The organism is Roseiflexus sp. RS-1, assembly GCF_000016665.1.
Lineage (GTDB): Bacteria > Chloroflexota > Chloroflexia > Chloroflexales > Roseiflexaceae > Roseiflexus.
Window position 1 is genome coordinate 4,328,525 of record NC_009523.1, and the last position, 13,914, is coordinate 4,342,438.

13 protein-coding genes are annotated in these 13,914 nt (G+C 60.5%); 3 read left to right on the forward strand and 10 right to left on the reverse strand.

Going from position 1 to position 13,914, the window contains the following annotated elements; translation table 11 throughout:
• Positions 1-99: 99 nt before the first annotated feature.
• The 4 genes from ROSERS_RS17790 to ROSERS_RS17805 all read right to left on the reverse strand — a co-directional run bounded on the left by ROSERS_RS17790 (position 100) and on the right by ROSERS_RS17805 (position 4,819).
• The gene (locus ROSERS_RS17790; RefSeq protein WP_011958149.1) at positions 100-1,173 is read right to left on the reverse strand and encodes a tetratricopeptide repeat protein; all 1,074 of its coding nucleotides are present in this window, start codon (positions 1,171-1,173) and stop codon (positions 100-102) included.
• Positions 1,174-1,254: 81 nt separating this feature from the next.
• A complete protein-coding gene (locus ROSERS_RS17795) occupies positions 1,255-2,979 on the reverse strand; it encodes an ABC transporter ATP-binding protein (protein WP_041334037.1) in 1,725 nt (574 codons plus the stop codon).
• A 446-nt stretch (positions 2,980-3,425) separates the two neighbouring features.
• Positions 3,426-4,211, reverse strand: coding sequence for an energy-coupling factor transporter transmembrane component T family protein (locus ROSERS_RS17800; RefSeq protein ID WP_011958151.1), 786 nt, complete (start codon positions 4,209-4,211; stop codon positions 3,426-3,428).
• An 11-nt stretch (positions 4,212-4,222) separates the two neighbouring features.
• Entirely contained in the window at positions 4,223-4,819 is a 597-nt protein-coding gene (locus tag ROSERS_RS17805; RefSeq protein WP_011958152.1) for an ECF transporter S component, read from the reverse strand.
• A 245-nt stretch (positions 4,820-5,064) separates the two neighbouring features.
• On the opposite strand from ROSERS_RS17805, the gene ROSERS_RS17810 reads away from it, so the two are divergent.
• Genes ROSERS_RS17810 through ROSERS_RS17820 form a run of 3 tightly spaced genes read left to right on the forward strand, consistent with a single transcriptional unit; the run spans position 5,065 to position 7,830 of the window.
• A complete protein-coding gene (locus ROSERS_RS17810; protein ID WP_011958153.1) occupies positions 5,065-5,718 on the forward strand; it encodes a ThuA domain-containing protein in 654 nt (217 codons plus the stop codon).
• Positions 5,719-5,733: 15 nt separating this feature from the next.
• On the forward strand, positions 5,734-6,840 hold the full coding sequence (locus ROSERS_RS17815) for a Gfo/Idh/MocA family protein (RefSeq protein ID WP_041334040.1): 1,107 nt from the start codon (positions 5,734-5,736) through the stop codon (positions 6,838-6,840).
• Positions 6,841-6,849: 9 nt separating this feature from the next.
• The gene (locus tag ROSERS_RS17820; RefSeq protein ID WP_011958155.1) at positions 6,850-7,830 is read left to right on the forward strand and encodes a carbohydrate kinase family protein; all 981 of its coding nucleotides are present in this window, start codon (positions 6,850-6,852) and stop codon (positions 7,828-7,830) included.
• Between the two features lie 490 nt (positions 7,831-8,320).
• Here ROSERS_RS17820 and ROSERS_RS17825 read toward each other — a convergent pair whose 3' ends face one another.
• From ROSERS_RS17825 to grpE, 6 genes are all read right to left on the reverse strand, one after another.
• The gene (locus tag ROSERS_RS17825; protein WP_011958156.1) at positions 8,321-8,962 is read right to left on the reverse strand and encodes an HD domain-containing protein; all 642 of its coding nucleotides are present in this window, start codon (positions 8,960-8,962) and stop codon (positions 8,321-8,323) included.
• A 148-nt stretch (positions 8,963-9,110) separates the two neighbouring features.
• Positions 9,111-9,407 (reverse strand): nucleotidyltransferase family protein, encoded by a 297-nt coding sequence (locus ROSERS_RS17830; RefSeq protein ID WP_011958157.1) that lies wholly within the window; start codon positions 9,405-9,407, stop codon positions 9,111-9,113.
• A gap of 107 nt (positions 9,408-9,514) precedes the next feature.
• The gene (rlmB, locus tag ROSERS_RS17835) at positions 9,515-10,273 is read right to left on the reverse strand and encodes a 23S rRNA (guanosine(2251)-2'-O)-methyltransferase RlmB (protein WP_011958158.1); all 759 of its coding nucleotides are present in this window, start codon (positions 10,271-10,273) and stop codon (positions 9,515-9,517) included.
• A 17-nt stretch (positions 10,274-10,290) separates the two neighbouring features.
• Positions 10,291-11,403 carry a molecular chaperone DnaJ gene (gene dnaJ / locus ROSERS_RS17840; protein ID WP_011958159.1) on the reverse strand — a complete coding sequence of 371 codons (1,113 nt, stop codon included), beginning with the start codon at positions 11,401-11,403 and terminating at the stop codon, positions 10,291-10,293.
• A gap of 38 nt (positions 11,404-11,441) precedes the next feature.
• The gene (dnaK, locus tag ROSERS_RS17845; RefSeq protein WP_011958160.1) at positions 11,442-13,280 is read right to left on the reverse strand and encodes a molecular chaperone DnaK; all 1,839 of its coding nucleotides are present in this window, start codon (positions 13,278-13,280) and stop codon (positions 11,442-11,444) included.
• Complete coding sequence (grpE, locus tag ROSERS_RS17850; RefSeq protein WP_011958161.1) at positions 13,273-13,887, reverse strand: nucleotide exchange factor GrpE; 615 nt, start codon at positions 13,885-13,887, stop codon at positions 13,273-13,275. Before grpE ends, dnaK begins: the two co-directional genes overlap by 8 nt.
• Positions 13,888-13,914: the final 27 nt, after the last annotated feature.

Sequence of the window (13,914 nt, forward strand, 5' to 3'; positions counted from 1 at the left end):
TAGACCAGTAATGGACCTCACCCTCAACTCGTTCAAGCAAGGACAGCCAACACCCCATCCGCTGCGATGATCATCCCCGCCAGCGGAAGCGCGTCCAGGTTATGCTTCAGACGAACCTTCGAGCCGTTCACGGCAGGCGGCGATCCCGGCTGCGCTTTCGGGGGAAGGATCGAGGTCGTGTGAATGCATCAGCGCATCGCGCGCTTCGGCGTAGCGCCCCAGCATGTAGAGCGCCTTGCCGCGGTTGAGCCAGTAGACCGCTTTCACCGTCGAAACCGGCGCCGCCAGATCGATGGCGCGCTCGAAACACTGGAGCGCTGCTTCCAGACGCCCCAACTCCATCAGCAGCGAACCCTTGTTGTTCCACATACCGGCGCTCTCCGGTTCGAGCGCCAGCGCCCGGTCGTAACTGGCGAGCGCCTCATCGAAACGACCGAGATCGGTCAGCGCCATGGCGCGCCAGAGCCAGGCGCTCTGGTTGGCGTCCCACGCGGCAATCGCCGCCTCGAAACGCTCCAGAGCCTCCTGGGGACGCCCCTGACGCAGCAGGATCTGCCCCTGATCGCAGAGCATGCGGCTTTCCTGCTCAACGCTTGCGCGCTTATCCACGGCAGCATGCCCGCCTTCGAGCATGTGCGTCACCTGATCGCGCAGACGATCCTCGGTCATCTGCAGCCGCCGCTCGTCATCAACCCATCCGGCGTCAGCGATCAGGCGCCGCGCCTGTTCGCAGATCAACACGGCGGTTTCGAGCGACTCGTAGTTGCCCAGCATGCGCGCAACATCGGCAAGCCAGAAGGCAAATGAGACGATAGCGCGATAAGCGACGGAACGTTCGCGACTCGCCAGCTCGCCGGCGCGGGCATAGGCGGCAACCGTTTTGGCGGCATAGGTCTGACTGAGCGTATTGCCCTGAACAACCAGGCGCGCACACAGATCACCGATCGCAAAGTAATCATTCGCCTGCGGCGGGCGACGCGAGCGCGCAGCGCGCCCCAGAGCGCGCACCTCCGGGTTCGCGTCATTGGCGAACGCATCGAATGTGCCGCTCAGGTCGCGGAACGCGGTCAGCAGTTGCGCCCACAGACCAATCGGCTCTTCACGAATGCGCTCTGTCAGTGTGCGACCGGTCTGAGGCGGGGGTGGAATGTTGGGATCAAGAGGTGCAGTCATACACGCCTCTCTGCGTCACAAAATCATGGGGGAATTGTACACTACTTCTTGCTTCTGGTGAACCTGCCGCGTGACAAATTGTTATACGTTGACGTAGCGCAGACGCACCTCGATTGGCAAGCCGACGTCGTCACGGAGCACTGCTGCTTCCGCATGATCCAGCCCGGCGAAATGGGCATCGAGCGCAACCCGACCATCACGCAGCAGAATGACGCGATCCAGCGTTTCGTAGCAAAAATCGAGATCGTGGCTCACGATCAGGACACTCCGCTGCTGCAGCGCAAGATCGGCGATAAGACGCGCCAGGAGTGCAATGGCGGCATTGTCCAGCCCGGCTGTCGGTTCATCAAGCACCAGCAGCGGCGTGTCCATCGCCAGCACTGCCGCAATCGCAACCAGACGACGGCGGGCAGGCGGCAGGTCATACGGATGTTCATCGATGACGTCCCGCAGTTCCAGCGCGTCGACGGCCCTTTCTGTCAGGGCATCGATCCGGTCGGGTGTAAAACCGAGATTACGCGGTCCGAAACGAACCTCCTCGCGCACCGTGCGGGCAAAGAGTTGATTGCGCACATCCTGAAAGACGATCCCAACATGCCGGGCGCAACGCGCGACTGTTGTTGTGCGCGTGTCCACGCCGCCAACCAGTGCGCGACCGTGCGATGGACGCAGTAAACCGTTCAGATGGCGCACCAGCGTGCTTTTGCCCGCGCCATTCCGACCGACCAGCGCAATGCGTTCGCCGCGTTGCAGTGTCAGCGAGACGCCACGCAATGCCTCGACGCCGTTCGGGTAGGTAAAATGCACCTCATCGAGCGTGACAATCGGTTCGGCGTCAGGGACGCGGGGCGGCAACGCCAGGTTTCTGGCGCTGTCATTCGTCCGTATCATTGATGCGTGTGTGGCGCGGTCTGGTTCATTCGTGAGGCGGTTCTCGTCCTCTGCCATACGCAGCCCTTCCGCCAGATCCGCCATCGTGATCGGCAGCGGACGCTCCGACAGCCAGCGACCTTCAGCACGCGCGCGGTCAGCAATCCGTGTCGGTCGGGGCCACCCGATACCAGTCTCGCACAGACGTGGATCGGTCAACACGTCAGTCGGTGCGCCGTCGGCGATGATCGTACCCTGATCCAGCGCCACCACCCGGTCAGCCACGTCGGCGACCCATTCGAGGCGATGCTCAGCTACCAGAATCGTGATGCCCTGCTGAGCCAGCGAACGAAGCACGGCGCTCAATTCCATCATCGCGGGCGGGTCAAGCTGCATCGTTGGTTCATCGAGCGCCAGAACCGGCGGACGCATCGCCAGTGCAGCGGCAATGACCATGCGCTGCTGTTGACCGCCGGAGAGCGCGTAGGGCGAACGATCGCGCAACTGCTCAATACCAAGCGCACGGAGCGCCCATTCCACACGCTCGATCATCTCAGGGCGCGGCACGCCCAGATTTTCCAGACCAAACGCCACCTCATCGTACACGGTGAACCGCGCGCCGGATATCTGGCTGAAGGCGTTACTGCCGACCAGCGCAACATGGCGCACCAGTTCGGCAATCGGGTGGTCGGCGACCGATACGCCATCGACAATCACATCACCGCTGAGCCGTCCCCGAAAAAAGTGCGGCACAAACCCGGCACACAGCGCGCAGAGCGTGCTTTTGCCCGCCCCTGCCTTGCCGATAATTGCACAGATCTGACCGGCAGGCACAGCCAGTGTGACTGCGCGCAACGCCGGTCTGGAAGCGCCAGCATAGGTAAACGTGGCGTCACGCAGCATGATGATCGAGTTCGTTGCTGAACAATCGGACATATGGTTATTGATTACAGAAGGCATCGCGCCTGGAACTATTGATGGTCTTAGAATAAATAATCCGCTATAGCCCGCGCAGGCGGGCTTTGCCTCGCCTAGCCGAGGGCTTATGGTCTTTGAATAAATAATCCGCTACAGCCCGCGCAGGCGGGCTTTGCCTTGCCTAGCCGAGGGCTTATGGTCTTTGAGTAAATAATCCGCTATAGCCCGCGCAGGCGGGCTTCGCCTTGCCTAGCCGAGGGCTTCAGCCCGACGGCTAGCGCGGGATAGCGGATTTATTTCTCAATCTTCATCAGCCCCACGGCTAGCGCGGTATAGCGGAATAAATTCTCAATCTCCATCAACCCCACGGCACGAGGCGCATACCGGACTTACTTATGCCTCAATCTTCATCGATAGTTCACAACGCGCATCGATCGCCATGCGGTCTTCACAAAACACAACGATCATCCTGCTATCGCCGCAACCACACGCCACACCACCAGCGCTGCCAGCATCCCCAGCAGCACCATCCGTGCAATGCGTTCCACCGGCGGATCGGGAATATCACGGATCCAGGTCTTGGGTCCGGGAGCATTGAACGCGCGCGACTCGATCGCCATGGCACGTTCCTCCGCTTCAATCAGGGCGCCGACGATTAAGGGACTGACCAGCGGAACAACCCCGCGGATGCGTTGCAACACGCTGCCTTCGGTTTCCAGCCCACGCGCCCGCTGCGCTTCAGCCACACCCACGGCGCGCTCGCTGATTGCCGGAATGAGTTGCAGCGCCACCAGCAAGATATACCCAACCGAACGCGGCATGCCGCTTTGCGTGAGCGCCTGCACCAGCATGCCCGGATGCGTGGTCTGGAATAACAACAACGGCGCCCCGGCGACGATCAGCAGCCGACTGCCGGTATTGAGCGCGAACTCAAGCCCGGCGCGGCGGAACAGCAGTGGTCCAACCGCAACAGTTGTCGGATCGGGGCTGGGGAAGAACAACCCCTGAACCAGCACGAGCGAGATCAGCACCGGCAGCAACGTCTTCAGCAGGATCTCCAGGAACCGCCACCCGACCGCTGACGCGAACGCCAGCGGAAGGAGCGTTCCGATCAGCAGGGCAATCCCTGTCAGCGGCGCCGGGAGCAGGAACGTTGCGCCAACCAACAGCACCACGCCGGTTCCTTTCGTCAGCGGGTTGCGGCGCTGGAGAAAACCGGCACGATCGATGAAAAGACCGGTGCGGTGCATGGGAGCGAAAACTACCGTTGCTGGATATTGCCGAAGCGTGCCAGCAATCGTCTGGGCAACGCGCTGATGATTGCCCACACGACAAGGTATGTGATGGTTTTGTCAAGCGGATCGGAAACCGCGCCCTGGGCAAATGATGCTCCCAGCACACTTGCCCCAAGGTTCTGGAACATGGCTACCAGCACATCCGTGCCCCCGCCGGTCACACCGCCAAACACATATGTTGCAATCGGCGCCGAGATCGCCGCCGCCACAATTCCGGTCAGCACCCCAAAGAGTGCCATTTTCCACCATGACTGCGCAGCGCCATACTGCCCGGCATACCCGGCGATCAGGCCGATTACCGCTGCAACCGCGGCAAATGGCAACGCGGATGGTGCCAGTGTCAATCCCCAGATGATATTGGCGAGCAAACCGGTGATCGCTCCCGCCAGCGGTCCCAGCAGAACGCCAACCAGCACGGTGCCGATCGAATCGAGATAGATCGGCAGCTTCAGAATACTCTGCACCAACTGACCCAATGCTACGTTGATCGCAATGGCAATCGGGATCAATGCCAGCGCAGTGCTGCTCAATCCGCCACGTTGCGATGTTGTTGAGGTGGCCATTGTCTCCTCGCTTTGTTTCAAAGGCGTGCGTCTTTTCCTGCCGTGCCGATCATATGATGAGGTGTGTTGTCAATTTGACACTAAAAACAGTATAGCACATCGCTCCCAGGCGTCAACTGACCATGAATGCGCAGGTTTCCATGATGGCGCCATCGACGAATGTCTCTCGTTAGCGTCTGGCGAACCTGTGCTATGATGGGCGGCATACCATACTGGTTCGATTGCATACCAGCAAGAGGGCAACAATGAAGTCGGCTCTATTCGTCTGGGGAGGATGGGAAGGTCACGAGCCAAAGCAGTGCGTCGATATATTTGCGCCACTGCTGCGCGCCGAGGGGTACGAGATCACGATCAGCGATACGCTCGATTCGTACCTCGACCGCGAACGTATGCACTCCTATAGTCTTATCGTTCAGGTCTACACGATGGCGACGATCACGCGCGAGCAAGAACAAGGGCTTCTGGAGGCGATCGCAAGCGGGGTCGGGTTCGCCGGATGGCACGGCGGTATGGCTGACGCATTCCGCCAGAGCACCGACTATCAGTTCATGGTCGGCGGTCAGTGGGTCGCGCATCCCGGTAATATCATCGACTATACGGTGAATATCACCAACCACGATCACCCTATCACCGCCGGATTGAACGACTTTCGCATGCACTCCGAGCAGTACTACATGCACGTCGATCCGGGCAACCATGTGCTGGCGACGACAACGTTCAGCGGCGAGTACTGCCCGTGGATCGAAGGCGTGGTCATGCCGGTGGTCTGGACGAAAATGTGGGGGAAAGGTCGCGTCTCGTACTGCTCACTCGGCCACGTGGCGCGCGATTTCGACGTACCCGAAGCGCGCGAACTGGTGCGGCGCGGTATGCTCTGGGCAAGTCGGGTTGAAGGTTGAATGCGAGGAATCATCATGATCACTCCTGTCCACGTCGGCATCATCGGCTGCGGGAATATCAGCGGCATCTATCTGGAAAACAGCAAAATCTTCGACGCGATCGATGTTGTTGCGGTCGCGGATATCGATCCGGATCGGGCGCGGGATCGCGCGACACAGTACGGAATCCCGAAAGCGTGCAGCGTTGAGGAATTGCTTGCCGATCCCGACATCGATCTGGTCGTGAACCTGACCACCCCCGACGCCCATGGACCGGTGGCGCTGGCAGTGCTGAACGCCGGCAAGCACGTCTACAACGAAAAACCGCTCGCCGTCACGCGCGACGAAGCCCGTGCGCTCCTCGATCTCGCCGCACAGAAAGGCTTGCGTGTCGGGTGCGCTCCTGATACGTTCCTTGGCGGTGGATTGCAGACCTGTCGTAAGTTGATCGACGATGGCTGGATCGGGGAGCCGATCGGAGCAACCGCGTTCATGATGAGTCATGGTCCCGAAAGCTGGCACCCAAACCCGACCTTTTTCTACCAGCCTGGCGGTGGTCCGATGTTCGATATGGGTCCCTACTACCTCACCGCCCTGTGCGTGTTGCTTGGTCCGGTGCAGCGCGTGACCGGCTCGGCGCGCATTTCCTTCACCGAACGAACGATCACCAATGAGTACAACTATGGCGACAAGATTCAGGTCAACACACCCACACACGTTGCCGGTACGCTCGATTTCGCCTCTGGTGCGATCGCAACGATCATCACCAGTTTCGATGTCTGGGCGTCGCAATTGCCGCGCATCGAGATCTACGGCTCGCACGGCACACTGAGCGTGCCGGATCCGAACACCTTCGACGGACCGGTGTGGTTGCGTCGGGCAGGTGCACGTGAATGGTCATCCATCCCGCTGTCGCACGGTTTTACTCGCAACAGTCGCGGTATCGGTGTGGCTGATATGGCAACCGCGATCCGGTTGGGGCGACCACACCGCGCCTCCGGCGAACTGGCGTACCACGTGCTCGACATTATGCACGCCATTCACGATGCCTCGCGTGAAGGGCGTCATATCACCCTGCGCAGCACGATGACCCGTCCGGCGCCACTGCCGACCGGTCTTGGTGAACGGAGCGTAGACCCATAGAGGACGCCTATGATCGACGTTGTTTCAATGGGTGAACTGCTGGTGGAGTTTGTGGCGACCGTCCCAAATACGCCACTCGCCGACGTGCCGGGTTTCATCAAGGCGCCCGGCGGCGCGCCCGCCAATGTTGCCGTCGGTCTGCAACGCCTGGGGCTTCGGGCACGCTTCGTCGGCAAGGTCGGCGACGATCCATTCGGCGTTTATCTGCGCGACAGCCTGGCGCGCGAAGGGGTCGATACGCGCTTCCTGCTGGTCGACCGCACCGCGCGCACGACTGCCGTCTTTGTTGCAGTATGGGACGATGGACGCAAGGATCTCTGCTTCTACCGCAATCCTGGCGCCGATATGCTCCTCTCGCCGGATGAGATCGACGCGCGTCTATTCGACGGTGCGCGCTGCTTCCACTTCGGTTCGATCGGGTTCATCGACGAACCATGCGCCTCAGCGCAGCGTCGCGCGCTCGACATTGCCCGCGCGCGCGGGTTGATGATCACCTTCGATCCGAACTATCGCCCGACCCTCTGGCGCGACGCCAGCATTGCGCAAAACGTCATCCAGGACTCATTTCAATATTGCCATCTTGCCAAAATCAGTGAAGAGGAGTGGGAAATCGCAACCGGCACACGCGACCTCGATGCCGGCATTGCAGCAGTGCTGGCGCGCGGCGTCGAACTGCTCGTGATCACGCGGGGACCGCGTGGCGCCATTGCGACCAACGGCGACTACCGTATTGAACTCGAACCGCCGACCGTGCCGGTTGTGGAAACGACCGGCGCGGGTGACGGATTTATGGCAGCGATGATCACCCGCCTGCTGCCGGAACGTGAACGTCTTGGATCATTGACGCGCGTTGACCGCAACATCGTGCGTGAGGCGCTGACATTCGCTAATGCTGTCGGTGCGTTGACCTGCACCAGACCGGGAGCAATCCCCGCATTACCGACGCGCGTCGAAGTCGAACAGTTCATGGCGCGTCAGGGGAACCGTTGACGGTTGCCGCCAGGATCGCAGCGGCAGCAGCGTGCGACTGCGTTATGGTCTTTGAGTACATAATCCGCTCTAGCCCGCGCAGGCGGGCTTCGCCCTGCATAGCCGAGGGCTTATGGTCTTTGAGTACATAATCCGCCACAGCCCGCGCAGGCGGGCTTCGCATTCCATAGCCGAGGGCTTCAGCCCCACGGCAAGGGCGCATACCAGATTTATTTCTCAATCTCCATCAGCCCCACGGCTAGCGCGGTATAGCGGAATACATTCTCAATCTCCATTAGCCCGACGGCGCCAGGCGCATACCGGATGATAGCAGTTCTCACAGAGGTTGAACCTGGTGGACGAGGTTGAACACTCCCGGAATCGCACGCTCCACGCGGCGACCGAAATGAATTTCGGTCTACACTCCGCCAGCGGCGGGCGCCTTGTGCGACACGACGGATAGGAATAATGGTCAATGCATCTGAGAACTGCTATAAATGCTCAATCTCCATCACGCGCTGCTGCCAGCAATGCCCAGCCGCTGTGCATCGGCGCGCAGTCCTTCGATAACATGCCCGATAACCTCATCGAGCGGCATACCAAGCGCTTCCGCATTGTGAATAATCTCATCACGGCTCACGGCGCGCGCGAACGCTTTGTCCTTCATCTTCTTCCGCACCGCCGTCACATCGACCTCAAACACGCTCTTCGTTGGACGGACGAGCGCAACCGCAACCACAAAACTCGACAGTTCATCAACCGCTGCCAGCGTCTTCTCCAGCAGCGTTTCGCGCCCAACGCCGCTATAATTCGCGTGCGACAGAATAGCGCGACACACCTCCGGCGACCAGCCCTGCAGACGCAGATACGTGACGCCGACGAACGGATGCATCTGCAACGGCGGCTCGGTGACCTGCCCGGACAGGATGGCTTCAGACGCGGCAGTTGTATGCTCACCGGGCGGGGGCATCTGCGGATAGCGCTCGAAATCCATATCGTGCAGCAGCCCGATCGCCCCCCACAGATCGGGATCACCGCCGCTCAAATGCGCAAAGTGACGCATCGACGCAGCAACGGCATAACAGTGCTTCCGCAGTTGTTCCCCCTGCACCCACTCGTGCAGGATCGCTAATGCGCGATCAGTGTACGTCACGAGTCCCTCCGTTCCGACGAGTTGGCAGGCTCCAGCATATGCACCAGGTGTTCGATCATCTTACGCAATGCAGGTACATCACGTGTCGCCGCCTCCCGGACAATATCCCTGTTAATCAAAATATCGCGTAGACGCTCAACAGGACGTCTCATAGCGTCACCGCTTCGCTGAGAATCTCCTCGCGCAGACGCGCCTTGAGACCCTGTTCGGTGACGACATCGACCCGGCAACCCAGAAGCTGTTCAAGATCATACTGCAAGCCGCCCAGATCGAGGAGCGAGCGTCCCGGCTCCATCTGCACCAGAACGTCAATATCACTTTGCTCATCGGCATCGCCGCGCGCCACGGAGCCGAACACGCGCACATTCCGTGCACCGTGCTTTGCCGCAAGCGCCAGAATGTCAGCGCGCTTTTCTTTGACCAGTTCCGCCAGCGTCGTCGCCATTGTCGCTCTCCCGTCATTCTTCACCACACGTATCATTGCTCATACCAATCTTTCGTTCTCACTTCTCACTTCTCACTTCTCGGTTCCTGGTTCCTGGTTCTCGGTTCTCAGTTCTTAGTTCTCCCCTGCTCCCGCACCCGCCACGCATGGTACAGCACAATACTCCCGGCGACGGCGACGTTCAGCGACGCAATCTGCCCGCGCATCGGCAACCGGACGAGAAAATCACAGCGTTCACGTGTCAGACGCGCCAGCCCCGGACCTTCCGCGCCGAGCACCAGCGCCAGCGGCAGATCAAGATCGACCCGATCATACTCATATGCGCGTTCATCGTCCTCAACCCCCACAACCCACACACCAGCGTGCTGGATCTGCTCAATTGTTGCAGCCAGGTTCGTGACGACGGCAACCCGCAAATGTTCAACCGCACCGGACGACGTATTCACCACCGCCGGCGTCACTTCCGCTGCACGTCTGCCGGGTATCACCACCCCGTGCACGCCGACAACCTCGGCGGTACGCAGTAATGTGCCAACATTCTGCGGATCCTGAATATGATCGAGCAACAGCAGGAACGCCGGTTCGCCACGTTCCTCTGCAAGCGCCAGGCAGTCGTTGAGATCGACATACGGGTAATCGCTGCACTCCAGCGCCACACCCTGGTGATTCGCATCACGCAACCGCCGGTCGAGTTCGCGTCGATCGATGCGCTCAACCGGCACACCCACCTCCCCGGCAATTCGGACGATGTCGCCGAGCGTACCGGTTTCCTGCGCACCGGCTGAAACCAGCAGGCGTTGAAAGGTGCGTCGTCGGGCGCGCAACGCTTCGCGCACCGCATTGCGACCGTAGAGCAGATCGGGCATATCGGGAGGCTCCAACGCTACAGACCGAGCGCATTCTTAATGCGTCCGAAGAAACCTTCATCGCGCTGGCCACCGATCGGTTCCTTTTCGAGCGAGCGCGCGAGTTCCTCAAACAACCTGCGCTGATGATCGGTCAGATTTGTGGGGATGACGACGCGCACCACAACGATCTGGTCGCCACGCCCACTGCTGCGCAGGAACGGCACGCCCTTGCCGCGAATGCGGAAGACGGCGCCGCTCTGCACGCCGGGCGGAATGCGCAGATGCTCCGTGCCGTCGATGGTCGGCACTTCAACCTCGACGCCCAGCGCCGCCTGCGCCACATTGAGCGGCAATTCGAGGATGATGTCGTTGCCCTCGCGGATAAAGTATGGATGCGGTTGCACGTCGATCACGACATACAGATTGCCGTATGGTCCGCCGCGTGGACCGGCATCCCCCTCACCGCTGATCCGAATCTGTGATGAGTTATCGACGCCAGGCGGAACGCGCACTGTTATCTTGCGCGTCTGACGCACCCGTCCTTCGCCACGGCACTCACGACACGGAATTGCGATCACCGTGCCCTCACCACGGCACATATCGCAGGTTGTCACCGTCACCATGTTGAAGAGTGGCGCACGCTGGCGAATTTCACCAAGACCGCCGCACTTCGGACAGCGCACCGGTTCGGTACCCGGCTCAGCGCCGCTGCCACGGCATGCGGGACAGGTCTCCAACCGGCGGAACTCGATCGTCTTTTCAACGCCGAAGACGGCCTCTTCAAATGAGATCGACAACGTATAGCGCAGATCGGCGCCGCGCTGCGGACCACGCTGCGATCCCCGCATCGTCCCGCCGAAGAAGGTTTCAAAGATCGAACTGAACGGGTCCGCACTGGAGAACGGATCAAACCCCGGCGCCGCCGTAGGACCGGCGTGACCGAAGCGATCATACATGGACCGTTTCTCCGGGTCGGACAGCACCTCATACGCCTCGTTGATCTCCTTGAATTTCGCCTCCGCGTCTGGCGCTTTATTGACATCGGGGTGATACTGGCGCGCCAGACGACGGAACGCCTTCTTGATCTCGTCCTGCGAGGCGTTGCGCTGAACGCCCAACACTTCATAGTAATCGCGCTTCACTGCCATATGCCGCCTCAGCAACGCTCAAGGGGTGTCCTGAGCGTTCAATGTGCACGACCCGCTTCCTCATCCTGATCGCTGCGCGCAGCAGTCATTTGCGCCAGTTGCTGCAACGCAACCGTAAGTTCCGCCGTTCGATTACGTATCTCGTTCCTGTCGTCACCCTCGATCGCCAGGCGCACCGCTGCAATCCGCTCCTGGATACGGACACGCACCGTCTCATCCGCCGTCTCACCAGCTTCGCGCAGTGCACGCTCGGCATTGTAGACAACGCTATCTGCGGCATTGCGCGCCGCGATCAGGTCACGACGCTGCCGATCCTCTTCGGCGTACTGATCCGCCTCTGCGATCATCCGCTGAATCTCATCCTCTGAAAGACCAGACGAAGCGGTGATCGTAATATGCTGCGCAACTCCGGTTCGTTTATCAGTTGCTGAGACACTTAAGAGACCGTTCGCATCGATATCGAACGTCACCTCAATCTGTGGTACGCCGCGCGGCGCTGGCGGGATGCCATCGAGCACGAAGCGACCGAGGGATTTATTGGCGCGCGCCTCGGCGCGCTCGCCCTGCAGCACATGGATCTCGACGCTGCTCTGATTATCCGAAGCCGTTGAGAAAACCTGGCTCTTGCGAGTTGGAATAGTTGTATTCCGCTCGATCAGCGGCGTCATCACGCCGCCGAGCGTTTCGATGCCGAGTGTCAGCGGCGTCACATCGAGCAGCACCACGTTTCCGACCTCCCCCGCCAGAACACCCGCCTGAATTGCGGCGCCAATCGCCACAACCTCGTCCGGATTCACACCCCGATGCGGCTCCCGGTTGAAGAAACGCCGCACCATCTCCTGCACTGCCGGCATGCGCGTCTGCCCGCCGACCAGCACCACCGCATCAATGTCGTTTGGGCGCACCCCGGCATCAACAAGCGCCTGACGCATGGGACCGATGGTGCGCTCGATCAGATCACCCGTCAACTGCTCCAGGCGAGCGCGGGTAAGCGTCAGGTTCAAGTGCCGCGGACCACTGGCGTCGGCGGTGATGAACGGCAGACTGATGTCGGTTTGCAACACCGTCGAGAGTTCCTGCTTGGCCTTTTCGGCAGCCTCCTTCAGGCGTTGCAGCGCCGTCCGATCGGTACGCAGATCGATACCGGTCTCTTTCTTGAACTCGGTCGCCATCCAATCCATGATCCGCTGATCGAAATCATCGCCGCCGAGGTGAGTATCGCCATTCGTTGCTCGCACCTCGAAGACGCCGTCACCGAGTTCAAGGATCGAGATATCGAACGTCCCGCCGCCGAGATCGTAGACCGCAATCAGATGATTATGCCTGTTCTGATCGAGACCATACGCAAGCGCCGAAGCGGTCGGCTCATTAATAATGCGCACCACATCCAGCCCGGCGATCCGACCGGCGTCGCGCGTCGCCTGACGTTGACTATCGTTGAAGTAGGCAGGAACCGTAATAACTGCCTGCGTCACCGGTTCGCCGAGGTACGCCTCGGCGTCGGCTTTGAGTTTTTGCAGCACAAACGCCGAGATCTCCTGCGGGCTATAGTCGCGCCCGGCCAGATGCACCCAGGCATCGCCATTCGGCGCTTCCACCAGGCGATACGGCATCAGCGACCGGCTCTTCTGCACCGCCGGGTCGGACAGTTTGCGCCCGATGAACCGCTTGACGGAAAAGATCGTATGCTCCGGGTTGACCACCGCCTGACGCCTGGCAACCTGCCCGACCAGGCGTTCACCCGCCTTATTGATCGCCACCACCGAAGGAGTAAGGCGGCTCCCCTCGGCATTGGCAATGACCACCGGTTCGCCGCCTTCCATCACCGCGACGACGGAGTTGGTCGTGCCAAGGTCGATGCCAATGATTTTACCCATGCGGCGTCTCTGAGTCTGACGATTGCTTCTTCCCCTGGCTGACCTTCACCATCGCCGGGCGCAACACGCGGTCGCGCAGCAGATAACCGTGCTGCAACTCGGCAATCACCCTGCCATCCTCGCCATCCTCCGACGGCTCATAGATAATTGCCTCGTGCCGGTTTGGATCGAACGGCTCCCCCACCGTCTGCATGCGGGAAACCCCCTCACTTTCAAGGATCGCCTGCAACTTCTGCGGAATGAGTTTGAACCCGCCATACCAGGGGGTTTCGGCAACCTCGGGCGTCACGCTTGCCATCGCACGCTCGAGATCATCCATCACCGGCAACAGTTTAAGGAGCAGCGCAGCGCTGGCGCTGCGGATCAACTCGGCGCGTTCCTGGTCGGTGCGCCGCTTAAAGTTTTTATAATCCGCCACTGCACGCAACCAGTTGTCGCGCAGTTCGGCATTTTCACGCTCCAGTTCAGCAATCCGCGCCTGTAACGCCTCGACGCTCAGAGGCGCTGCGCCCTCTTCAACAGGAGCTGCAGGTGTCGTCGCCTCCTGACCGTCAGTCGTTGTTTCAGGCTGTTCTTCGTGCGGTCGTGGTTGCAATTGTTCCGACATGCGGATCGACCTCCCCTCACAGGGTTA